The organism is Virgisporangium ochraceum, assembly GCF_016863655.1.
Lineage (GTDB): Bacteria > Actinomycetota > Actinomycetes > Mycobacteriales > Micromonosporaceae > Virgisporangium > Virgisporangium ochraceum.
The window spans coordinates 93798-115761 of the sequence record NZ_BOPH01000010.1 but is presented as its reverse complement, the minus strand read 5'-3'; the positions used below and the strand labels follow the sequence as shown (position 1 = coordinate 115761).

General features: G+C 69.1%; 20 protein-coding genes and 1 tRNA gene. 13 read left to right on the top strand and 8 right to left on the bottom strand.

The window, feature by feature from the left end; all coding sequences use genetic code 11:
• Positions 1–37: 37 nt before the first annotated feature.
• The 3 genes from purM to amcA all read left to right on the top strand — a co-directional run bounded on the left by purM (position 38) and on the right by amcA (position 2528).
• Positions 38–1186, top strand: a complete 1149-nt coding sequence (purM, locus tag Voc01_RS04080; protein ID WP_203925878.1) for a phosphoribosylformylglycinamidine cyclo-ligase — start codon at positions 38–40, stop codon at positions 1184–1186.
• Positions 1187–1258: 72 nt separating this feature from the next.
• Positions 1259–2353: a cyclophane-forming radical SAM peptide maturase AmcB gene (amcB, locus tag Voc01_RS04075; protein ID WP_203925877.1), complete on the top strand. Its 1095-nt coding sequence runs from the start codon at positions 1259–1261 to the stop codon at positions 2351–2353.
• Positions 2334–2528 (top strand): multiple cyclophane-containing RiPP AmcA, encoded by a 195-nt coding sequence (amcA, locus tag Voc01_RS04070; RefSeq protein ID WP_203925876.1) that lies wholly within the window; start codon positions 2334–2336, stop codon positions 2526–2528. Before amcB ends, amcA begins: the two co-directional genes overlap by 20 nt.
• Positions 2529–2693: 165 nt before the next feature.
• Here amcA and Voc01_RS04065 read toward each other — a convergent pair whose 3' ends face one another.
• On the bottom strand, positions 2694–2939 hold the full coding sequence (locus tag Voc01_RS04065; protein ID WP_203925875.1) for a DUF3073 domain-containing protein: 246 nt from the start codon (positions 2937–2939) through the stop codon (positions 2694–2696).
• Between the two features lie 176 nt (positions 2940–3115).
• Positions 3116–4183 carry a Glu/Leu/Phe/Val dehydrogenase dimerization domain-containing protein gene (locus tag Voc01_RS04060; RefSeq protein ID WP_203925874.1) on the bottom strand — a complete coding sequence of 356 codons (1068 nt, stop codon included), beginning with the start codon at positions 4181–4183 and terminating at the stop codon, positions 3116–3118.
• 187 nt (positions 4184–4370) lie between these two features.
• Here Voc01_RS04060 and Voc01_RS04055 point away from each other — a divergent pair, with 187 nt between their 5' ends.
• The gene (locus Voc01_RS04055) at positions 4371–5210 is read left to right on the top strand and encodes a DUF8083 family protein (RefSeq protein ID WP_203925873.1); all 840 of its coding nucleotides are present in this window, start codon (positions 4371–4373) and stop codon (positions 5208–5210) included.
• Between the two features lie 335 nt (positions 5211–5545).
• Entirely contained in the window at positions 5546–5755 is a 210-nt protein-coding gene (locus Voc01_RS04050) for a BldC family transcriptional regulator (protein WP_007073996.1), read from the top strand.
• Positions 5756–5846: 91 nt separating this feature from the next.
• Here Voc01_RS04050 and Voc01_RS04045 read toward each other — a convergent pair whose 3' ends face one another.
• Positions 5847–6224, bottom strand: coding sequence for a PPOX class F420-dependent oxidoreductase (locus Voc01_RS04045; protein WP_203925872.1), 378 nt, complete (start codon positions 6222–6224; stop codon positions 5847–5849).
• 18 nt (positions 6225–6242) lie between these two features.
• On the opposite strand from Voc01_RS04045, the gene Voc01_RS04040 reads away from it, so the two are divergent.
• Positions 6243–6938, top strand: coding sequence for a glycosyltransferase family 2 protein (locus Voc01_RS04040; protein WP_203925871.1), 696 nt, complete (start codon positions 6243–6245; stop codon positions 6936–6938).
• Here the strand turns inward: Voc01_RS04040 and Voc01_RS04035 are convergent.
• Positions 6928–7893, bottom strand: a complete 966-nt coding sequence (locus Voc01_RS04035) for an NAD(P)H-quinone oxidoreductase (protein WP_203925870.1) — start codon at positions 7891–7893, stop codon at positions 6928–6930. The genes Voc01_RS04040 and Voc01_RS04035 overlap by 11 nt on opposite strands.
• A gap of 9 nt (positions 7894–7902) precedes the next feature.
• Positions 7903–8622: a class I SAM-dependent methyltransferase gene (locus tag Voc01_RS04030; RefSeq protein ID WP_203925869.1), complete on the bottom strand. Its 720-nt coding sequence runs from the start codon at positions 8620–8622 to the stop codon at positions 7903–7905.
• Between the two features lie 392 nt (positions 8623–9014).
• Here Voc01_RS04030 and Voc01_RS04025 point away from each other — a divergent pair, with 392 nt between their 5' ends.
• On the top strand, positions 9015–10616 hold the full coding sequence (locus Voc01_RS04025) for a glycosyltransferase family protein (protein WP_203925868.1): 1602 nt from the start codon (positions 9015–9017) through the stop codon (positions 10614–10616).
• 12 nt (positions 10617–10628) lie between these two features.
• Positions 10629–10713 (top strand) — tRNA-Ser (locus tag Voc01_RS04020).
• A gap of 9 nt (positions 10714–10722) precedes the next feature.
• Here Voc01_RS04020 and Voc01_RS04015 read toward each other — a convergent pair.
• Positions 10723–11022, bottom strand: a complete 300-nt coding sequence (locus Voc01_RS04015) for a MazG nucleotide pyrophosphohydrolase domain-containing protein (RefSeq protein ID WP_203925867.1) — start codon at positions 11020–11022, stop codon at positions 10723–10725.
• A 24-nt stretch (positions 11023–11046) separates the two neighbouring features.
• Between Voc01_RS04015 and Voc01_RS04010 the strand changes: the two genes are divergently transcribed.
• Positions 11047–12993: a hypothetical protein gene (locus Voc01_RS04010; RefSeq protein WP_203925866.1), complete on the top strand. Its 1947-nt coding sequence runs from the start codon at positions 11047–11049 to the stop codon at positions 12991–12993.
• Between the two features lie 5 nt (positions 12994–12998).
• Here the strand turns inward: Voc01_RS04010 and Voc01_RS04005 are convergent, their stop codons facing one another.
• On the bottom strand, positions 12999–13787 hold the full coding sequence (locus tag Voc01_RS04005; protein WP_373873783.1) for a hypothetical protein: 789 nt from the start codon (positions 13785–13787) through the stop codon (positions 12999–13001).
• 251 nt (positions 13788–14038) lie between these two features.
• Between Voc01_RS04005 and Voc01_RS04000 the strand changes: the two genes are divergently transcribed.
• The gene (locus tag Voc01_RS04000; protein ID WP_203925865.1) at positions 14039–15634 is read left to right on the top strand and encodes a peptide deformylase; all 1596 of its coding nucleotides are present in this window, start codon (positions 14039–14041) and stop codon (positions 15632–15634) included.
• A gap of 69 nt (positions 15635–15703) precedes the next feature.
• The gene (locus Voc01_RS03995) at positions 15704–15964 is read left to right on the top strand and encodes a hypothetical protein (RefSeq protein ID WP_203925864.1); all 261 of its coding nucleotides are present in this window, start codon (positions 15704–15706) and stop codon (positions 15962–15964) included.
• A 640-nt stretch (positions 15965–16604) separates the two neighbouring features.
• Here the strand turns inward: Voc01_RS03995 and Voc01_RS03990 are convergent.
• The gene (locus Voc01_RS03990; protein ID WP_239159926.1) at positions 16605–17732 is read right to left on the bottom strand and encodes a globin domain-containing protein; all 1128 of its coding nucleotides are present in this window, start codon (positions 17730–17732) and stop codon (positions 16605–16607) included.
• Between the two features lie 240 nt (positions 17733–17972).
• Between Voc01_RS03990 and Voc01_RS03985 the strand changes: the two genes are divergently transcribed.
• Positions 17973–18701: a CPBP family intramembrane glutamic endopeptidase gene (locus Voc01_RS03985; RefSeq protein WP_203925908.1), complete on the top strand. Its 729-nt coding sequence runs from the start codon at positions 17973–17975 to the stop codon at positions 18699–18701.
• Positions 18702–18916: 215 nt separating this feature from the next.
• Positions 18917–21883, top strand: coding sequence for a S8 family peptidase (locus Voc01_RS03980; protein WP_203925862.1), 2967 nt, complete (start codon positions 18917–18919; stop codon positions 21881–21883).
• Positions 21884–21964 lie beyond the last annotated feature (81 nt).

Here is a 21964-nt window from a genome sequence, read left to right as displayed (position 1 = left end):
AGCGCTTCAAGCCGTCGCGACCGAACAAGGGGAGAACGTGACGCACGTGGATGAACGCCCAACCGGCGGTGGGTCCGGACCCAACAGCCCCGACAAGCGCCTCTGGAACGCCGGCGGCCGAACCGCTCGCCGCCGTACCGTGACCTACGCAGACGCCGGTGTGTCGATCCACGCCGGAGAGCAGGCGGTGGCGATGCTCAAGTCGAAGGTGAAGCGCACCACCCGGCCCGAGGTCCTCGGTGACCTCGGCGGTTTCGCCGGGCTCTTCAAGCTCGACATGTCGAAGTACAAGGAGCCGGTGCTGGCGTCGTCGACCGACGGTGTGGGCACCAAGCTCGTCATCGCGCAGACGATGGGTATCCACGACACCGTCGGTATCGACCTGGTCGCGATGGTGGTCGACGACCTGGTGGCGTGCGGCGCCGAGCCGCTGTTCCTGCTCGACTACATCGCCTGCGGCGAGGTGGTGCCCGACCGGATCTCCGAGATCGGCGCGGGCATCGCCGACGGCTGCCGGTACGCCGGCTGCGCCCTGCTCGGTGGCGAGACGGCGGAGCACCCGGGCGTCATGCGTCCCGACGAGTACGACATCTCCGGGACCGGCGTGGGCGTCGTCGAGCACGACGCGATCCTCGGCAAGCACCGGGTCGAGGTCGGCGACGCGGTCATCGCGATGCGCTCGAGCGGCCTGCACTCCAACGGCTACTCGCTGGTGCGGCACGTGCTCCTGGGCGCCGGCCGGATGCGGCTCGACACGGTGTTCGACGAGTTCGGCCACCAGCGCACCCTGGGCGAGGAACTGCTCACGCCGACCAAGATCTACGCGCGGGACTGCCTCGACCTCATGAAGGAGGCCGACCTGCGCGCGCTGGCCCACATCACCGGCGGTGGCGTGCCCGGCAACCTCAGCCGCGTGCTGCCCGACAACGCCGACGCGGTCGTCGACCGGTCGACGTGGCGGCCGCAGCCCATCTTCGACCTCGTGCGCGAGAAGGGCCGCATCGACGACCCGGAGATGGAGAGCACGTTCAACATGGGCGTGGGCATGATCGCGATCGTGGCGCCGGCCGATGCCGACCGCACCCTGGCCTTCCTCGCCGGCCGCGGCATCGAGTCGTGGCAACTGGGTGAGGTCGTCGAGGGCACCGGATCGGTGCAGATGGTGGGCTCCCACACGCGCGGTTGAGCGCGCCTTTGATCACAGGCGCTTAGCCCGCTGGTCGGCAGCGCCTACGCTGGACCAATGGCATGGACCGGGATGAGTGGAATAGCCACCGTCCCGGGCTATGTCGTGATGCAGCCGACAACCCTGTGCAATCTCGACTGCACCTACTGCTACCTGCCCGAACGGGCCCTCAACAAGCGGATGCCGGTGGCCGTCGCGGAAGCGGTGGCCATCGACGTCAACGAATGGGCTAGTCGCACCGAACGGTTCTCCGTGGTGTGGCACGGCGGCGAACCGATGACCGCCGGGCGGGCGGCCCTGGCCGACCTGATGGCGCCGTTCCGCGGCGTCGAGCACCACGTGCAGACCAACGCCACCCTCATCGACGACGAGTGGTGCGCGTTCTTCGCCGAACACGGCATGCACGTGAGCGTCAGCGTCGACGGGCCCGCCGAACGCAACTCGGCCCGCGTCACGCGGTCCCACAAGCCCGCCTACGACCGGATCGAGCGCGGCATCGCGACGCTGCGTGCCCACGACGTCCCCTTCTCGGTTCTCTGCGTGGTGAGTGACCCGCGGCCGGAACTGGCCGGGGAGCTCTACCACTACTTTCTCGACCTGGGCTGCGACGTCCTCGGCATCAACATCGAGGAGCAGGAGGGCGTCAACGGCCGGGCCAACGCGCACGCCGAGGCGGACGTGCGCGCGTTCTGGGCGGCCCTGGTGGCCGAATGGCGGCGGAACCCGCGGATCCACGTACGGGAGATCGAGCACGCGCTGCGGTACGCCGGTGCCGTGCTGGCCGGCGCGGCCGACGACGTGCTGCCGAAGCGGCTCGACCCGATCCCGACGATCGCCGTCGACGGACGGGTGTTCGTGCTGTCGCCGGAGCTGGCCGGGTTCAGCGACGAGCGGTACGGCGACTTCTCGTCGGGGAACGTTTTGAGCACGCCACTACGTCAGATTCTGTGTGCGGCGGCAGACGGACCCGGCTGGGTCGGCGAGTTCCTCACCGGCGTGGAGCAGTGCCGGGCGACCTGCCCGTACTTCGGCTTCTGCGGCGGTGCCCACGCGGCCAACCGCTACTTCGAGCTGGGCCGCTTCGACGCCACCGAGACCGACCACTGCCGCAACAGCAAGATCCGCCTACTGGAGGGAGTGCTCGACCATGCCTCTCACGGAACCTGATCCCGTGACTCAGCGCGTACGGAAGGCCGCGGACGGCCTGGCGGCGCTGCTGGCCGAAGCCGAGCAGGCGCGTACAACGCGGGACGAAGAGGGGTCCGACGGCGCAGCGGTGTGCGCCTGGAACCACTTCGAAAACATCCCGACGTTCTACAACTGGAACAACCGCCCCCGCTGACCCAGCGCCCTGTTCCCGCAGCTGTTCAAGCTGCTGTTCCCGCTGTTGTGCACAAGGGCCGGCCCGTGGCGGGCCCTTGTGCACATCGCGCGGTCGACATCGCGCTGTGACGCCTACCCACGCTGCTGCGGAGGTAGGCGTCTGAAAGGTCTACGCGCTGAGGAGTCAACGCCGACGGGCCGGTGGGCTTCCGTCGTCGTCGTCACCGGTGTAGTCACCGGTGTCGTCTAGGTCGTCGCCCTCGTCATCGTCGTCGGCGGCGAACTCGTCGTACTCGTCGTCGACCGGACTTGACCTGGAGTTGCCACCCGCCAGCTCGCGCTGCAACGCGGCGAGGTCGGTGTTGGGGGAATGGTATTTCAACTCCCTGGCCACCCTAGTCTGCTTGGCCTTCGCACGGCCGCGCCCCATGGCTCGACCCCCTCGCACAGAATTACGGGGCAGCCATTACCGGCATGCCCCTCACGTCAGGCATCTCTCGTGGCTCATACGGTACATGTCGGAGGCACACTTCGGCATCTCGCCCTCCGGGTAACGTTCCACACCCGGAAGGTTCGCTCGTAAGCACCCGACCGCCGTTGCGGTCGTCACGGCAGAAGGATGCTCCGCAGCCGCCCCACGTCGGCCATCCGGCGCTCGGCGAGCCGGTCGGCGGCCACCGCCGGAGGCACGCCCTCGGCGTCGGCCAGGCGCAGAATCTGGCGTGTCGTCTCGAAAATCCCGGACGCGCGCAGTTTGGCCCGTTCGAAGTTGAAGCCGTGGATCTCGTCGGCGACCTGGATGACCCCGCCGGAGTTCACGACGTAGTCGGGCACGTACAGCACGCCCCGTTCGGCGAGCAGCTTCTCGACGCCGGGGTGGGCGAGCTGGTTGTTCGCCGCGCCGGCCACGACCGCGGCGCGCAGCGCCGGAACGGTGTCGTCGTCGAGGGCGCCGCCGAGGGCGCAGGGCGCGTACACGTCGATCGGCTCGCGGATCAGCGCCTCCGCGTCGGCCACGAGCGTCACCTCGGGGTGGTGGGTCCTCGCCCACTCGAGCGCCCGCTCCGAGACGTCGGTGGCGACCACCGTGGCGCCGTCGTCGAGCAGGTGCCGGGTGAGGTGCTTGCCCACCTTTCCGAGCCCGGCGACGCCGACCGCGCGTCCCCGCAGCGACGTGGTGCCCCACCTGTGCTCGGCCGCCGCACGCATGCCCTGGTAGACGCCGTAGGCGGTAAGGACCGAGGAGTCGCCGGCGCCACCGTTGACCTCCGACCGCCCGGTGACGAACCGGGTCTCGCGGGACACGACGTCCATGTCCTGCACATAGGTGCCGACGTCGCAGGCGGTGTAGTAGCGGCCGCCCAGCGACTGGACGAACCGGCCGTACGCGCGCAGGAGCGGCTCGGTCTTGTCCTTGTCGGGGTCGCCCCAGATGACGCCCTTGCCGCCGCCGTGGTCGAGGCCCGCGAGGGCGTTCTTGTAGGCCATGCTCCGGGACAGTTCGAGAGCGTCGTGGACCGCGTCGGCCTCGCTCGCGTACGGGTAGAACCGCGTGCCGCCGAGCCCCGGGCCGAGGGCGGTGGAGTAGAGCGCGATGATCGCGCGAAGTCCGGTGGGCTTGTCGTGACAGAAGACGACCTGTTCGTGACCTGATTCAGCGCTGAATACGGTCATTGCCTGCTCCTCGTGAGTGGTGGCCGGTCCTTGTGGGACTTCCGCTCGCCGGCCGGGGTGTGGGGCCGGCAGCGGTTGATCTGTCGCCGGTGAGGCGACGGTGATGATTTTCAGCCTAGTGCTGTTGGCTGGTGAGGTAACCGCGTCGTGTTATCAAATGGACCCCTATCCGTGCGACGATCGCGAGGTGCCGTCCCTGTTTGCCGCCTACCTCCGCGTGTACGAGCCGCTCGCCGCGTTCGACCGCGAACGGCAGGTCTACTGGCGTCGGTACGTCAAGGAAGGTCGCGCGGTGGCGCCGCTCGAGGGTCCGAGCCGGCAGCGCACCTCGGTGATCGAGGCGCTGGGCGCCAGCTGGACGCGGCTGCCCAACCTGCCCGACGAGGCCTACGTCCTGGAGTGGGGCGACTCGCTGCTCATCTGCCCGTGGAACCTGCGGGTGCGCGTCGCCGAGGCGGCGCTGACCGCGCGCGACGGCGTGCCGCCGGTCATCGCCGACGCGTTCGTGCCGCCGGCGCTCGCGGGTCAGGCGCAGTCGGTCGTCGACGACTGGCGCAGCGGCGCCCGGGTGCTCGAGCACGGCCTGCCCCGGCTGCACGAGCAGGTGTCGACGTGGGGCGTGCCGCTGCGGTGGTTCGCGTTCGTCGACCTGGCCGACCGGGAGCTGTCCACCCGCCCGGGCCGCCGGGTGCTGCGCTACCGCTGCGCGATCTCGAAGGCCCGCGCGCGGGCCCAGGAGGCGCACGCGATCCTCGAACGGTCGCTGGGCGACGTGCCGATCACCCAGGCCGTCGCGGAGACCTCCCGGTGGCTCGACGAGTTCCACGACAGCTCCCTGGTGGAGCTCGACTACGGCGGCCTGGTCGCGCTCATGTCCGACGACCAGCTCATCGCCGACGACTCGCCGGGCCTGATCGCGCACGGCCTCACCGCCGTCGCGGAGGGCCGCGGCGACGACGCCACGAAGGCGTACGAGCAGCTGGTGGAGCGCTGGCGCGCCATTCAGCTCCTCGAACGGTGCAACTAGCAGCACCCTTCACATTCCCCAAGATCCGGGCGAGGGGTCCCTCCGGCTGCCAAACGTTGACCGGATGGGTCAATTTGCCGTCATCTGATGGGTGATTTGCTGCTGGTCGAGATGAAGTAGGTTCGGATCAGGCGACCACTTAGGGTGACAATCAGCGTGAGAAATCGGCATTCGCACGCTTAAAAGCGGAAAATTCGTCTGATTCATCATCCATCCATACAGTCACCTTCATCCGTTCGGGTAATGTCGGACATCGGGGACTAGCCGGACCATGAGAAGCGCGTTCGGCCGGCGGGACCCCGGCCTTCGCTCTTGAGCACATGTGAGGAGAACCGATGGCATCGCGCACGCACGAACCGGAACCTTTACTGACACCGGCGGAGGTTGCGTCGATGTTCCGGGTCGACCCGAAGACTGTCACGCGGTGGGCCAAGGCTGGAAAGCTGAGCGCGATCCGCACGCTGGGGGGCCACCGCCGGTACCGCGAGTCCGAGGTCCGCGCCCTGCTGCAGGGCCAGATCCCGCAGCAGCGCCAGGGCGACTGACGACAACCGCACAGCCAGACCTGTACACGGGAAGAGGCGCTACCGGGATTCCGGGAAGCGCCTCTTCCCGTATACGAGAAGTCTTTTGGAATTAATCCAAATCAATGCGGATCCCGACGGTACCGGTCTTGCCCCGGCGTAGCCGGCTTCCGTAGACGGTCAGGTACCCCATCAGACCGTACTTTCGGGCAAGCACCTTCCGCAGTTTCGCGGTTTCTTCGTCGGACATGATCGTGGCCCGGCCGGGCACCGCGGGTCCGGTCACCTCGCCGCGCAACTTGCACGGCGCCACGGTGACCGCCGGGTTGCGTCCGATCCGTTTGACCTTGAACGACGACCGGACCGTCCATACGGCGAGGCCGGATTCGTACCCGCACACCCAGATCGGTGTCGATACCGGTGTGCCGTCCTGCCGGTAGGAGGCCAGCGAGACGTACTGCGAGGCGGCCAGCGACGCGAGATCAGACATGGCCGGTACAGTACGCCGATGGTCAAGCTGTCGATCCTGATGCCGGTCTACAACGAGGAAGCCCGGGTGGCGGATGCGGTCAAGCAGGCGCTTGACGTCTCGTACCCCTGCGAGGTGGAGCTCGTGATCGTCGACGACGGCAGTCGCGACGCCACCGCCGAGATCCTCCGTGGGCTCGACGACCCCCGGCTCACCATCGTCATCCAGCCCCGTAACCAGGGCAAAGGCGCGGCGATCCGCAAGGCGGCCGAGACGGCCCGCGGTGAGTACATGGTGATCCTCGACGCCGATCTCGAGTACGACCCGCAGGACATCCCGAAGCTCCTCGCCCCCGTGCTCGACGGGAAGGCCGAGGTCGTCTACGGCAACCGGTCGTTCGGATCGCACAGCTCCTTCTCGTTCTGGTACGTGATGGGCAACCGGGCGGTCACGACGTACGCCAACATGCTGTTCAACTGCTACATCGGCGATCTGGAAACGTGCTTCAAGCTGATGCCGTTGGCGCTGTACCGGTCGCTCGACGTGAAGTCGCGCGGGTTCGGCATGGAGGCCGAGGTCACCGGCAAGCTGCTGCGCAGCGGCGTGCGCCCGTACGAGGTGCCGATCAGCTACCGGGCCCGCACCCGGGAAGAGGGCAAGAAGATCACCTGGAAGGACGGCGTCGAGGCGCTGGCGATCCTGGCCCGCGAGCGGGTGCGCAGGCCTAAGCGGTAGTCAGCAGGATCTTGCCGGTGTGGGCGCTCTCGGTCATCACCCGGTGCGCCTCGGCCGCCTGCGGGAACGGGATGCGGCGGTCGATCACCGGCTTGATGCGGCCCTGCTCCACGAGCGGCCAGACCTCGTCGCGGACGCCCGCGACGATCGCCGCCTTCTCCTCCAGCGGGCGGGCCCGCAGCGTCGTGGCGGCGACGGTGGCCCGCTTGGCCAGCAGGAGGCCCAGGTCGAGCTCGGCCCTGCGGCCGCCCTGCGCACCGATGATCACCAGCCGGCCGTTGGTCTTCAGCGCCCGGAGGTTCCGCTCGAGGTACGGGCCGCCGATGATGTCGAGCACCACGTCGGCGGCGACCTTCTCGGCGAAGTCCTCCGACTCGTAGTCGATCGCGGTGGCACCCAGTGCGGTGATCGCGGCGTGCTTGCTCCTGCGCGCGGTCGCGTGGACCTCGCAGCCGAGGGCCACCGCGTACTGGATCGCGAACGTGCCGATGCCGCTGGCGCCCCCGTGCACCAGGAGGGTCTCCCCGGCCCTGAGGCCGGCGACCATCCGGAGGTTGGACCAGACCGTGCAGGCCACCTCGGGCAGCGCGCCCGCGTCTTCGAGGGAGATGCCCCGGGGGACCGGCAGCACGCAGGCCTCGGGTACGGCCACCCGCTCGGCGTAGCCGCCACCGGCGAGCAGGGCGCATACCTCGTCGCCCTGCTCGAGGCGCTCGCTCCGCTCGCGCAGGCTCCGGCCCTTCCCGGCGCGGCCGGTGAGGCGGCCGGAGCACTCCAGGCCCGGGTAGGGCGGTGCTCCGGCGGGCGGTGGGTACTTTCCGGCGGCCTGCATGAGGTCGGCCCGGTTGACGCCGGCGGCGACGACATCGATGAGAACCTCACCGGGACCGGGGACCGGGTCGTCGACCTCTGCCCACCGGAGTTCGCCGCCGTCGGCGATGACGATCGCGTGCACGCGTCGAGCTTATTGGTCTTTCCGGGTGACCCGCGCGACCGCGACGACCGACTGGCCGAACGGCGGGTTCGCGATCTTCTCCAGCGCCCGGTTGACCGGCGCGACGAAGCGGTCGTACACGAACACCAGCTTGCCCGGCCCCGGCATGAGGCGAAGGATCTTCGTGGTGAAGACGTAGCCGAAGAGCCCGAACATGTTGGCGTAGTGCAGCTTCACGATCTCGAGGCCCGCGGCCTCCATCGCCTTGCGCATCGACTTCTTCGTGTATCGACGCACGTGACCGGTGGCGATGTCGGCCGGGCTCATCGCCCAGTTGAACGCCGGAACCACGATCACCACGTGCCCGCCGGGGCGGACGAGCTCGCCCATGCTCCGCAGCGCGCTCACGTCGTCATCAATGTGTTCCAAAACGTTGTACGAGACCGCCGCGCTGTAGTCGCCCGGCTCCCCTGCGGGAAGCATCAGCTCGCGGACGTCCATGTTGGAGTCGCCGGCGAACCGCTCCTTGAGCGCCACCAGGCGGTCGGGTTCCACCTCCGACACCGTCATGCGGGGTACGTGCGCGAACCATTCTTCCGCGTAGTCGCCCAGTCCGGCACTTACCTCGATCGGGTGGTCGCCCAGGTAGGGAACCGCGAAGCCCGCGAACCACTTGCGGTGGTTCACGCACATCGACAGGCCCTCAAGGACCTCGGACTGGACCCTCTGGTCGCCCAGGATCTCCGCCATCCGCGCTCGTTTCCCGTCGTCAGTCATGGTGATCAGTACGGCTAGAACCCGGGTAGCCTACCCAAGGGAGATTTCGGGAGCATCTCAGGCGCCGTACACTGCCCCGGGTAGTCGCCTCGCTCGGCGACGAACCAGCCTGTTCAGTTGGCCGACGCATACGGTGCAGGGAGGCAGCAAGGGTGAGCAGCACGGTGACGCCGCTTGCCTCCGAGGCTCCCGAACCGGCACCGCAACTCGCCGAAGCCCCCCGACGCATCCGTATCCGTCGATGGGTTCCTGATGCGATCGTAGCCGCCGCGTTCCTCGGGATGGCGGTTTTCGTCACATATGGATTGTGGCGTGGAGATGGGGTCCTGCGGGAGAACCGCGACGACCCGATCTTTTTTCAATGGATGCTCATCCATGCCTCGCGGATCTTCACCCACGGCGAGAACCCGTTCTTCGCGGAGCAGATCAACGCGCCGTTCGGCCTCAACCTCATGGCGAACACCTCGGCGCTGGGCTGGGCGATCCCGCTCGCGCCGGTCACCATCCTGTTCGGTCCGTGGATCTCGTTCCTGATCATGCTGACCGCGGGGCTGGCCGGCACCGCGTACGCCTGGTACCACGTCTTCTCCCGGTACCTAGTGTCGAACCGGGCCGCCGCGATCATCGGCGGAGCGTTCTGCGGCTTCGCGCCGGGAATGATCTCGCACGCGCAGGGCCACCCGAACATCGTCAGCCAGTTCCTGGTGCCGTTCATCGTGCTCCGGGTGATCAAGCTGCGCGAAGATCCGGAGCGGTGGCGGCGCAACGGCCTGATCCTGGCCGGCCTGGTGATCTACCAGACGTTCATCAACGAAGAGGTCCTGTTCCTCACCGCCCTGATCATGGTCGTGTTCGTGGCGCTGTGGGCGGTGCAGCGGCGGTCCGAGGCGCGGGCGCTGCTGGTCCCCACGCTCAAGGCGGCCGGACTGTGTCTGGCCGTCGCCGGCGTGGTGCTGGCGTACCCGTTGTACTGGCAGTTCTTCGGAACGTCGGCGTACCACGGGCTGCCGCTGGGCGTGCAGGGCATGGGTACCGACCTGCTGGCCGTGAAGTCCTACTCGTACGAGTCGGTGCTCGGCGGCACGCACGCCACCGCGAGCAAGCTGGCCTCCAGCGGCTCCGAGGAGAACACGTTCTTCGGGGTCCCCCTGCTGTACGTGCTGCTGGGCGTCGCGGTCGTGCTGGTCCGGTCGGCCGCCGGACGCGCGCTGCTGATCACCACGGTGTGGTTCTGGTGGCTGTCGCTCGGCCCGTACGTGCTGATCGGCGGCGAGGCCACCGAGATCAAGACACCCTGGTACTACATCGCCGAGCTGCCGCTGTTCAACTCGGTGGTACCGACGCGAATCGGCCTGGCGCTGACCCCGATGATCGGTGTCCTGCTCGCCCTGGCGATCGACCGGTTCCAGCCGGTCCGGTTCCGGATCCTGTGGACGTCGATCGTGATCGCGGCGCTGCTGCCCATCGCGCCGACGCCGCTGGACACGTCGCCGCCGCACGTGCCACCCACGCCGGTGTTCTTCACCAGCGGCGCGTGGCGCGAGGTGGTCCCGAAGGACGGCGTGGTGCTCTCGACCCCGCCCGGCTGGGTGCCGTACCTCAGCGCGATGTCGTGGCAGCTCGACACGAACCTCGACTTCGACATCGTCGGCGGCTACTACCTGGCCCCGACGCCGGGCGATCCGACCCGCCGGGCGAACTTCGGCCCCGCCTACCCGCCCACGATGCGCCTGATCTGGTACGTCGGTGAGGGCGGCGTCGACGCGTTGATCACCGATGAGCACCGGCGGCAGGCCGTGAAGGACTTCCGCGACTACAAGGTCACCACGCTGGTGCTGCCGGTCACCCAGCCCCGGTCCGACCTGGTGAAGAACACGGTGCAGCAGCTCCTCGGCCCGCCGCGGCTGATCGAGGACTGCTGGGTCTGGGACGTAAGGCAGTTCGTGGCGAACGGGGTACCCGGCTAAGCTGTGGGCACTGGAGGGGTCGCCTAGTGGCCGATGGCGCTGGTCTTGAAAACCGGTATGGGGAAACTCATCGTGGGTTCGAATCCCACTCCCTCCGCTTCAGGTGTCACACCCCGCCGCGGGCTTCGATCGCGGCCAGCTTCCGCTTGATCGCGGTGTCGAGGTCGATGCCGGCCAGTTCGGCGGTCACCCGGGTGACGATCACGATGTCGGCCAGCTCCTCGGCCACGGATTCCCAGGTGGCGGGCTGCCGGGCCCGGCCGGTGGCGCGGCGGTAGGCCTGGATCGCCTCGCCCACCTCCTCGGCCAGGCAGAGGATCTGGGTGTCCAGGCAGGTCCGGTCGTCTGCGTGACGGGTACGGACACGTTCCGCGATGGTCCGGATAGCACCTTCTGTCTCTGACATAGCGGAACAGCCTAGACTCCGGCCGTGGCGATCGATCAGAGCGAACCGGGGCACGAGCCCGCAGACGGTCGGCGTACCGCTGTGGAGTCGGAGAGCGAACCGCCCGGGTCGCCCGATCCGGTCAGCCTCGAGAAGGAGCCGGAGGACGACGCGGAGGACGACGCGGAGGACGACGCGGAGCCCGCGGAGAGCCAGCCGGAGCAGGCGCCGCTGGTGTACCGGCTGGCCCCGTATCTCGCGTTTCTCGCGTTCGCCGTCTACCTGCTCAACGACCTGTGGGGCGGCCCGGGGTCGTTCATGCTCCTGGACAACTACCAGGACCAGGTGTTCTTCGAGTGGCTCCTGACCAACGGCGCCAACGCGATCGCCCACGGCGAGAACCCGCTGTTCTCGGACAAGATCAACGCGCCGTACGGCCTCAACCTGATGGCGAACACGTCGGTGCTCGCGCTCGCGCTGCCGCTCGCGCCGGTCACCTGGCTGTTCGGTGCCGACGTGACGTTCGCGGTGATCACCACGATGGCGCTCGCCGGCACCGCGTCGAGCTGGTACTTCGTGCTCAACCGGCTGCTGGGCCACCGGGTGGCGGCGGCGGTCGGCGGCCTGTTCTGCGGGTTCGCCCCGGCGATGGTCTCGCAGGCGACCGGGCACCCGAACATCTCCGGCCAGTACGTGCTGCCGTTCGTCGTGCTCGCCGTCACCAGGCTGGGCCTGCCCGGGCGGCACTGGGCGATGCGCGGGCTGATCCTCGCCGGCCTCGTGGTGCTGCAGGTGTTCGTCAACGAGGAGCTGCTGTTCCTCACGGCGCTCGCGCTGTTCGTGTTCCTGGTCCCGTACGCGTTCGCGCGGCCGCGCGAGCTCTGGACGCGGGTCCCCGACGCCCTGAAGAGCCTGGGCACGACGGCGCTGGTCGCCGGCGTGGCGCTCGCCTACCCCCTCTACCACCAGTTCTTCGGCAAGGGCTACTACCGCGGCCTGCCCGACTACATCCTGCTGTACGGCGCCGATCTCGGCGGGTACTGGAACTTCGCGCGCCGGTCGGTGGCCGGCGACCCGCTGGTGACGGCGAAGCTCGCGCAGGGCGCCACCGAGGAGAACTCGTTCTTCGGCTGGCCGCTGCTGCTCGTGCTGCTCGCGGTGGTGATCTGGCTGCGCCGCGACGCGATCGTGCGGTCGTTGGCGGTCACCGGTCTGGTGTTCACGTTGCTGTCGCTCGGGTCGGCGCCGAAGAAGAACGGCGAGGCCTTCGACATCATCGCGCCGTGGGGCTGGCTCGACGCGCTGCCGCTGTTCGACTCGGTGGTGCCGACCCGGCTGGCGCTGGTGGTGACCCCGGTGGTCGGGTGCATGCTCGCGGTCGCGGTGAAACGGTACGACGAGGCCGTGCGGCACCGCACCGCCGAGACGCTGGAGGGGGAGACGAACGTCGAGGGGACGGTGGTGCGCCTGCTCGGCGTCGCCGTGCTCGCCATGGTGCTCGGTCCGCTGACGCCGACGCCGCTGCCGGTGTTCCCGCGTCCGTTCGTGCCGGAGTTCTTCACCACGGCCATGTACAAGGACCACATCCCCCGCGACGGGGTGGTGCTCGGCGTGCCGCCGGGCTGGAGCCCGAGCCTGCACGCGATGCAGTGGCAGACCGCCACGAAGCACGACTACAGGATGTTCGGCGGGTACTTCCTCGCCCCGAACCCGAACGACCCCGACCGGGTGGCGATGTTCGGGCCGATCTACCCGCCCACGATGTCGATGCTCGGGCAGGTGGCGGAGCAGGGCGCGCTGGTGACGGTCACCCCCGAGATCCGGGCACAGGCCGCCACCGACTTCCGCGCGACCGGCGTGACCACGCTGGTGCTGCCCGCGCACCACTGGCGGGTCGAGGAGCTGCGGACGATCTGCGACGCGCTGGCCGGGCAGGGTCAGCTGCTCGGCGGCATGTGGGTCTGGGACGTGCGGCCGCTGACGGCCGGCTGAAAGCCTCAGCGGATGCAGCAGCCGCGGCAGACCTTGGGCTCGGGCAGCGTGAACGCCAGGCAGCACGTGCGCCGGGCGATGTGCAGGCCACCCGTGGCCGGGTCGGTGGTGATGTCGACCAGGTCGTCGATGCCGAGCGCGCCGAGCACCGTGTCGATCGTCGGCAGGATCGGGCCCGGCACCGAGTCGGCGGCGCGGTAGAGCGCGTGCGCCACGCCGGAGGCGAGTGAGCCCCAGAGCGTGCGCTTGCCCAGGTGTACGCGGCCGCGGATGCCCGCCATGAGCGCGTCGAGGTGGTCGCTCACGAGGGCGCGCTTCAACTCGTCCAGCAACGCCTTGTCATCGGCCCGCACGAGGACGCCCGGGCGGGCCGTGCCGGCGAGCGGGTCGGTGGCGAGCATGGCGACGAACGGACGGCGCAGCGCGAGCTTGAGGAACGGCTGGTGCTCCGAGTACGTCACGAGGACGTCGTCGAGCGCCGGCAGCGGCACCCTGCGGGCGCCGGCGTAGCCGATCAGCGCGGGCAGGGCCAGCCAGTAGGAGTAGCACTTCCAGGCGAGGGCGGCGGCGACGTGCGGCTGCGCCTTCCACCGTTGCTCGGCGGTCGAGAGGAACCGGGTGAGCCCGTCGCCATCGACGAGGTCGCTGGCCGGGATCCAACCCGTGGGATCGTCGACGACGAGGGTGGGCGCGAGCCCGCGCACCGCCGTCTCACCGTGTCTCACCGCGACGTCACGTAGCGTGGTGACCACGGGGGAGAGCGACGCTGCCAGCACATCGTGCGGCGTGGTCAGCACCACCGTTGTCTACCCCCGATCCCAGCCTTCAAGCGCCTCACCATACAGGTATTAGGGAAGGCTAACCAACGACCGAATGCGGTGCGGATCAGTCACGGAAAGTGGCGCGAATCCGGTAGCGGTGTGCCGACCGCGCCCGGCCGATGCCCTGTCAAGGCTTTTGTCAGCAATCCGTCGACTTGGTGATGCCGTTCTGTCAGGACGGTGACACTGAGCGTACAGGGGACGTCTCCCTGGGGGCTGGGTACATGGGCACGGGCGAGTCGCCCGTACAACGGGCATCGGCGGAGTTCGTCACAGAGTTTGCACGCTGGCGGCTCGAACGCGGTCTGTCCAAGAAGCAGTTGGCGGCCGAGATGGGCTTCGACCCGTCCTACCTCAGCCATGTCGAGGCGCACCGCCACCGTCCCACCGAAGACTTCGCCCGACGCGCCGAGGCCGTTCTGCAGGCCGGCGGCGCGATCTGGCGGCGTTTCCGCGAGTACGACGAACTCCGCGCGTCGTCGCGGGCCACCCGCCAGGCCGCGACCGCGCCCGCCGCCCAGATCCCCAGCCAGCGCGACTCCGACGCGTGGCTGCCGCCCAGCGCCGGTCTGGTGGTCGAGCGCGAGGTCGCGCGGCTGTCGTACGTCGACGGCCGGTACCGCTGCACCGTGCGCCGGTCGCTGTACAACGCCGGCAACGAGCCGGTCACGAGGTACCTGATCCGGGTCGCGGTCGACCGCTTTCCCAACGAGAGCGAGCGGTCGAACCAGTACCACCGCGAGCACCCGCTCACCTGGGACGAACTGCACCTGATCGCCAGCTGCGGCGGCGAGCGCATGGAGTGGCGCCCGAAGACCGACCGCGACACGTTCAAGGAGGCCTGGCTCCTCTTCGAGAACGAGCGTGGCCGGTTCCCGCTCTACCCCGGCCAACGCGCCATGATCCAGTACACGTACCACGTCGGCGCCGACAAGTGGGGGCCGTGGTTCCAGCGCGCCGTCCGGCTGCCGACCAGGCGCATCCGCATCGAGCTCGACCTGCCCATGGCCATGCGCCCGGTGGTGTGGGGCGTCGAGACCACGCTCAGCGCCGAGTCGGTGCCGCTGCGCACCCCGATCGAGCAGGAGATCGAGGGCGACCGCGCGGTCTTCGGCTGGCAGTGCGAGAACCCGCCCCTGCACGCCCGCTACCGGCTCGAATGGCGCTTCCGCGAACCGGCCGAGTCGGCGGTGCCCGCCCAGCGCACCGTGGTCGCGGCCGGTAACGGCCGTGGTCACTATGTTCCGGGACGCACGGAGCCCGCGCCGGCGCCGCCCAGCGTCCGGATGGCGGCGGCCGGCATCATCCAGCGGGGCGCCGACGTGCTCCAGTCGCCGGGCCGCTGGTTCGACCTGCCCCGCGAGTCGGCGCTGGCCGAGGAGACCGTCGAGCGGCTCGGGCTCGCCCTGGTGCACGTGGCCCGGTTGCACCGCTTCCGCAAGGGCATCGGCCTGGCCGCGCCGCAGCTCGGCCTGTCGCTGGCGGCCGCGGTGGTGCGCCCGGTCGGTGCGCGGGAGCCGATCGTGTTGCTGAACCCGCGGGTCGTGGCCGCGTCGGCCGAGACCGACGAGCAGTTCGAGGGCTGCCTGTCGTTCTTCGACGTGCGTGGGCTCGTGGCCCGCCCGCTGCGCTTGACGGTGGAGAACTCGCTGATCTCCGGTGAACGGATCCGCGTGACCTACGAGCAGGCCGTGGCCCGCCTGGTGGCCCACGAGATCGACCACCTCAACGGTCAGCTGTACACCGACCGCATGCCGGAGGATGCGCCGCTGGTCCCGGTGACCCAGTACGACCAGGCCGACCAGCCCTGGGTCTACTGACGTTTTCCACAGGTCTGTCCACAGGCCTTGTGTGCTCGTCGGCGCGCGTTGCACGGTGCCTCCTCGTGGATGCTGCCCGCCTGCAACCGCGGCAGCCCGCCGACGACGCGGGTCCTCGTCGTGGCGGCGCAGTTGGCGGTGCCGCGCCCGGTGGTCGCCGGTCCGTCGGCCGCGCTCTGGTACGAACTGCCGGTCGTGCGGCCGGGCCTGTGGTTGTGGACCGGCCCGAACGGGTGTGGCTCGGTGGCTGGCGTGCGTCTTTTCCGCGACGTGTTGGCACCCGGAGACGTCGGTCGCGGAGACGGCATTCCGGTGACGGCATTCCGGTGACGGGGCCGGGTCGCACGGTCTTCGACTGCCTGCGGGTGCTCCCGACGAGCCGGCGCTGCGGGTGCTCGACCGCGCCCTCCACGTCGGCTGGGTCCACCCGGGCGACCTGGCCGGGCGGATACGTGACCACGCCGGTGGGCGTGGAGTCGCGCGGGCGAAGCGGCTCCTGGCGGCGACCGGTACCCGTTCGACCGCCGAGCGGCTGGCGGTGGCCCTGCTCCGGGAGGCCGGCATCGGTGGCGTTCCGGGCGGCCAGGGTGGTGGTGGAGATCGACGGTTGGGCGTACCACGGCGACCGCGAGCGGTTCCAGCGCGACCGCACCCGCCAGAATCGGCTCGTCGCCGCTTGATCAATTTCACTGGCGAGAAAGTCAAGTGTGGCTGCACTTTTCCGCCAGGTAACTGTTCACCTGGTTGTGGTGGCTGTTCGCCGGACAGTTGTGGTCGCTGTGCCGCCAAAGGTGTCCGGCGGGGGTCGGAGGCGACCGTGTCGGCCGGTGTCGATCGAGGAGGTCATGGCGATGGTGGACTTCCGTACACGTCATGGCATGTCTGGAAGTCCAAGATCGGGCCGGGAGACACAGCCCTCGGCGCCCACCACCACCTGAATAGTTACTCCGCCAGTGAAGTTGATCAAGGGTCAGAGGTCGCCGAAGGCGTCGTACTTGATGCGCATCGCGGGGACCTGCATCTCGGCCAGCGTGCGTAGCGTGTTGCGGACCATTCCGGGGGAGCCGGACACGAAGAAGTCGTGGTCCTGCCAGGGGCCGTAGCGGGCCACCACCTCGTTGAGGTTGCCCTGTTCGCCCTGGAACTCGAAGTCCTCGCTGCAGGCGGGCACCACCGACAGCCACGGGTACGAGTTGGCCAGCCGGTTCAGCGCGGGCAGGTCGTACAGGTCGTCGCGGTCGCGGGCGCCGTAGAAGACGTGCACCCAGCGGGTCCGGTTGTATCTGGTCAGCTCCTCGATCAGGGCCTTGATCGGGGCCAGCCCGGTGCCGCCGGCCACACACACGATGTCCCGCGTGGAGCGGCGGTCGAGCACCATCGAGCCCATGGGCGCGGCCAGGCGCAGCATCTCGCCCGGCTTCACCTTGCGGACCAACGCGCTCGACACCCAGCCGGCGCCGACGGCGCGCACGTGGAAGTCGATGGAGCCGTCCTTGCGGGGGGCGTTGGCCGCCGAGTAGACCCGCCACAACCGGGGCTGGTGCTTGCACTCCAGGCTGAAGTACTGCCCGGCGCGGAACTCCAACGGCTGCAGGGGGCGCACGGTGAGCACCGCGATGTCGCGGCCGCGGCGTTCGTGGAACAGCACCTCGGCGTGCCAGTACGGCGGGTTGTCCGCGTCGTTCTCGGCCCCCTTGATCATGATGCCGGCGATCGCCCCGTAGGCGTCGCGCCAGGCCTGGTCGTACTCGGGGGCCCACTCGTCGCCGGCGAATGTGCGCAGCGCCTCCATGAGAGCCGCACCGACCACGTCGTACTGCTCCGGGGTCACGTGGAACTTGCGGTGGTCGCGGCCGAGGGCGGTCAGGTACTCGTCGAGGCGGTCCGGGTCGTCGACGGACTGCACCGCGGTGACGATGGCGCCGAGCAGCCGGGCCCGCTGCACGTCCATCTGGACCGGGAACAGGTCGCGAAGCTGCGGGTTGCTCAGGAACATGCGGGCGTAGAAGTAGCTGGCCAACTTGTCCTGTTGTTCCTCGACGAGCGCCCAGCTCTCCTTCAACAACCGCGACAGGCTGCCGGCATCCGGGGTACGCACGAACTCAGCGTGCAGTTCGGTGACGGCCGGCATCGCACATTTCGTGCGACCTCCCTCACCCTGCCGTGCGCACCCTGGCCGTTCGAGGGACAGCGATCGGGTGGCTCGAAATACACCGGCAGAGGACAGGCATACCCTTTCCCTTACCCTAGTCGTTCTCACAGGGTTGTCGAACACGTGTACTAATTCGTCGACGGATAGTGTTTGCTCGTGGTCGACGATCAACGGCGTAACCGCCGCATGGAGGTGCTGCTCCTCCTCGCCGTCTCGCTCGGTGCCTCGGCGGTGTACGCGGTGGTCAGGTTGGCCGCGCGGCTCACGGCGCCGGGTGGGCTGGCCCAGCAGACGGCCACGCTCAACGCGTCACAGGCACCCGGCCGCCCGTGGCTGGACCTGACGTACCAGCTGCTCGGTGTCTTCTTCGGGGTGGTTCCGGCGCTGTTCGCGGTCCACCTGCTGCACCGCGACCCCGGCGACGCGCGCGCGATGCTCGGCCTTGACCGCAGGCGGCCCGGCTTCGACCTCGCGACGGGCGCCGGGCTCGCGGCGCTGATCGGGCTGCCCGGGCTCGGGTTCTACGTGGTGGCGCGGGCGATGGGTCTCAACGCCAACGTGGTGCCGGCCGCGCTGCCCGACCACTGGTGGGCGGTGCCGGTGCTGATCCTGGCGGCGCTGCAGAACTCGGTGCTCGAAGAGGTCGTGGTGGTCGGCTACCTGTTCGAGCGGCTCAAACAGCTGGGCTACCGCGCGACGACGGTGGTGCTCACCAGTGCCGTGCTGCGCGGCGCCTACCACTTCTACCAGGGTATCGGCGCTTTTGTCGGGAATGTCATCATGGGTGCCGTTTTCGGGCTCTTCTACCTACGGTTCAAGCGCGTACTGCCCCTCATCGTTGCCCACGCGCTCCTCGACATCGTGGCGTTCGTCGGGTACGCGCTGCTCAAAGATCGACTGACGTTCCTGCGCTAGCTGTGTCCGACGTGGACAGTCACCGATGGTCATCGGATAGATACATCGACCCATCACTCTTCTCTTACGTGCAGATATGCAAATAAGCTCCTCGCCGCAACGTGGGCCACCCTCGACCCACGAAGGCTCGGAGGTCAGCACCTGTGTCGTTAAGGAAACGGGTCGGGCTGAGGCGCCCGGCCACGGTCGCGATCGCCACTGCGGCAATCGCGACGATGACGGTGGCGAGTTCCACCTGGGCGCAAGCCGCGCCGGCCGCCAACGCGGTCAAGCCCGGCCTGTACATCGTCCAGTTCGACGACAACCCATTGTCCGGCTATACGGGCGGGATCAGCGGAATCGCCGCGACCAAGCCCACCGCCGGCAACAAGCTCGATACCAAGACCTGGAACTACGACGCCTACCGCAAGTATCTGCAGAGCAGGCGTAGCGACACGTTGAAGCGGGCGAAGCTCAACGGCAAGAAGCCGGTCTACGAGTACAACACCGTGTTCAACGGCGTCGCCGTCAAACTGACCGGCTCGGAAGTGCAGAAGCTGCGCTCCACCGCCGGTGTGAAGGCCGTCTTCAAGCAGGAGATCCTCCAGCCGCAGACCGCCGACACGCCGAGGTTCCTCGGCCTCGACGGGCCCAACGGCGTCTGGCAGAACAAGTTCGGTGGCGACGAGCACGCCGGTGAGGGCGTGGTCGTCGGCGTCATCGACTCCGGCATCTGGCCCGAGAACCCGAGCTTCGCGGCGCTGCCCGAACCCCGGCCCGACGCCGACGCCCTCGCCGACTGGCAGGGCGAGTGCCAGCCGGGCGAGGAGGCTCCGTTCGTCGAGTGCAACAACAAGCTGATCGGCGCCCGGTACTACCCGATGGAGGACCTCGCCGACAAGGACTACGTCTCGCCGCGCGACTGGGGCGGCCACGGCTCGCACACCGCCAGCACGGCGGCCGGCAACCACGGCGTTCCCGCCGTGATCAACGGTGAGCCGCAGGGCAACATCAGCGGCATGGCGCCGGCGGCCCGCATCGCCGCGTACAAGGTCTGCTGGGAGACGAACTCCGGTGCCGGCTGCGGCACCGCGGAGATCCTGGCGGCGATCAACGACGCGGTCTCCGACGGCGTCGACGTGATCAACTTCTCGATCGGCAGCAGCGCGCAGAGCCCGGTGCTCGACTCGGTCGAGCTGGCGTTCATGAACGCCACCCTGGCCGGCGTGTTCGTCGCCGCCTCGGCCGGCAACAGCGGCCCCGGCGACGCCACCGCCGACCACGGCTCCCCGTGGCTCACCACGGTGGCGGCCAGCACCCACGACCGGACGTACGACAAGTCGGTCACCCTGGGCAACGGCACGACGTACACCAGCCGCGGCTACGGCCCGGCGCTGCCGTCGAGCCCGCTGATCGACTCGGTCAACGCCGGTCTGCCCGGCGCCGACCCGTTCGAGGTGGAGCGGTGCTACAGCCCCGCCGAGTCGTCGGACGGCAACGCGACGCTCGACCCGGCGAAGGTAGCCGGAAAGATCGTGCTCTGCCGGCGCGGCGGCAACGCCCGCACCGACAAGGGCTGGGCGGTCAAGGAGGCCGGCGGCGTCGGCATGGTCATGTACAACGACCCGAGCAACTCCGTGAACGCCGACTTCCAGCCGGTTCCGACCGTGCACGTCGACACCGTGGTGGGTCAGGCGATCAAGGCGTACGCCGCCACCGCCAACCCGACCGCGTCGATGACGGCGGCGGTGCGCAAGAAGGCGCAGGCTCCGGCCGTCGCCATCTTCTCCAGCCGCGGCCCGTCCGAGCCGTCGCAGGGTGACCTGCTCAAGCCCGACATCGCGGCACCGGGTGTCGACGTGATCGCCGCGGTCGCCCCTCCGGGCAACCACCAGAACGACTTCGACGCCTACTCGGGCACCTCGATGGCGAGCCCGCACATCGCCGGCATCGCGGCTCTGATGAAGCAGAAGAACCCGACCTGGTCGCCGATGGCGATCAAGTCGGCGCTGATGACGACCGCGGGCCAGACCGACAACACGGGTGGACCGATCAAGGAGGAGAGCGGCGCGAGCCTGATCCCCTCCAGCCCGAACGCCTACGGTGCCGGTCACGTGAACCCGGCCGCGGCCTACGACCCCGGCCTGGTCTACGACTCGGGTCCGGAGGACTGGCTGCGCTGGATCTGCGGCACCTACAACGAGATCGGTGACGTCGAAGGCGCCGGGTTCAACTGCGCCGACGTGGCGGCCGCGGTCGGCACGGCCGACCCCAGCGACCTCAACGGCGCGTCGATCGCGGTCGGCGACCTGGCGGCCAAGCAGACGATCAAGCGCACGGTCACCAACACCACGAACCAGGCCAGCGTCTACGTGCCGAAGGTCGTGGCGCCGGCCGGGTACACGGTCAAGGTGACGCCGTCGGTCCTGACGGTGCTGCCGCGCCGCTCGGCCACGTTCACGGTGGAGATCACCCGCACGAACGCGGCGTTCGGCGTGTGGCAGTTCGGGTCCCTCACGCTGGCCGATCTTCGCGGTCACAGCGTGCGGACCCCGATCGCGCTGCGGGCGGCGCCGGTGGCGAGCCCGCTCGAGCTGAGCCTCAGCGGCACCAGCGGCTCGAAGCCGTTCGTGGTGCGGGGTGGCGTCAACGGTCCGTTGAACACCAAGGTCAACGGGCTGGTGCCGAACAACGTGTCGACCAAGCGGCTCGTCGGTACCAACGTCTCCTTCGACCTCGCCGACCCGGCGGAGGGTCCGGCGGTCTCCAAGACGACGATCGCCGTTCCGGCCGACGCGATAGTGGCCCGGGCCAGAACGTTCGCGTCGGAGTATCCGGCGGGGACCGACCTGGACATCTACGTCTACTCGGACGGCGAGCTCTGGGGCGGTAGCGCCAGCAGCGGTACCGACGAGATCGTCGACCTGGACCCGGGAGCGACGTACGACGTGTACGTGGTCCAGTACGCGGTCGCCGACGGGGTCACGGCGCAGGACGTCAAGCTGCACTCGTGGGTCCTCCGTCCGGTCGCCGCGGGCAACCTGACACTGTCGCCCGCGAAGCCGACGGTGTCGGCCGGCGCGCCGACGACGCTCACGGCGAACTGGTCCGGGCTCACCCCGGGTCGGATCTACCTGGGCATCCTCCAGTTCGGCCAGGGTGGCAACCTGACGAACGCCACCGTGGTGACGGCCCGCACGTAAGCCGTCCCTGACCGATGGGCCCCGGCATCCGCCGGGGCCCATCTCTTTGTCCAAAATGGACAGACACGCTCAGTGATCGAC

Coding starts and splice junctions, on each gene's coding strand:
- Voc01_RS04065 (WP_203925875.1), bottom strand. CDS start 2,939: ATGGGGCGCGGCCGTGCGAAGGCCAAGCAGACTAGGGTGGCCAGGGAG.
- Voc01_RS04060 (WP_203925874.1), bottom strand. CDS start 4,183: ATGACCGTATTCAGCGCTGAATCAGGTCACGAACAGGTCGTCTTCTGT.
- Voc01_RS03980 (WP_203925862.1), top strand. CDS start 18,917: ATGACGGTGGCGAGTTCCACCTGGGCGCAAGCCGCGCCGGCCGCCAAC.
- amcA (WP_203925876.1), top strand. CDS start 2,334: ATGCCTCTCACGGAACCTGATCCCGTGACTCAGCGCGTACGGAAGGCC.
- Voc01_RS04015 (WP_203925867.1), bottom strand. CDS start 11,022: ATGTCAGAGACAGAAGGTGCTATCCGGACCATCGCGGAACGTGTCCGT.
- Voc01_RS04050 (WP_007073996.1), top strand. CDS start 5,546: ATGGCATCGCGCACGCACGAACCGGAACCTTTACTGACACCGGCGGAG.
- Voc01_RS03985 (WP_203925908.1), top strand. CDS start 17,973: ATGGAGGTGCTGCTCCTCCTCGCCGTCTCGCTCGGTGCCTCGGCGGTG.
- amcB (WP_203925877.1), top strand. CDS start 1,259: ATGAGTGGAATAGCCACCGTCCCGGGCTATGTCGTGATGCAGCCGACA.
- Voc01_RS04030 (WP_203925869.1), bottom strand. CDS start 8,622: ATGGCGGAGATCCTGGGCGACCAGAGGGTCCAGTCCGAGGTCCTTGAG.
- Voc01_RS03995 (WP_203925864.1), top strand. CDS start 15,704: ATGCTGCCCGCCTGCAACCGCGGCAGCCCGCCGACGACGCGGGTCCTC.
- Voc01_RS04000 (WP_203925865.1), top strand. CDS start 14,039: ATGGGCACGGGCGAGTCGCCCGTACAACGGGCATCGGCGGAGTTCGTC.
- Voc01_RS04025 (WP_203925868.1), top strand. CDS start 9,015: ATGCTCATCCATGCCTCGCGGATCTTCACCCACGGCGAGAACCCGTTC.
- Voc01_RS04045 (WP_203925872.1), bottom strand. CDS start 6,224: ATGTCTGATCTCGCGTCGCTGGCCGCCTCGCAGTACGTCTCGCTGGCC.
- Voc01_RS04040 (WP_203925871.1), top strand. CDS start 6,243: ATGGTCAAGCTGTCGATCCTGATGCCGGTCTACAACGAGGAAGCCCGG.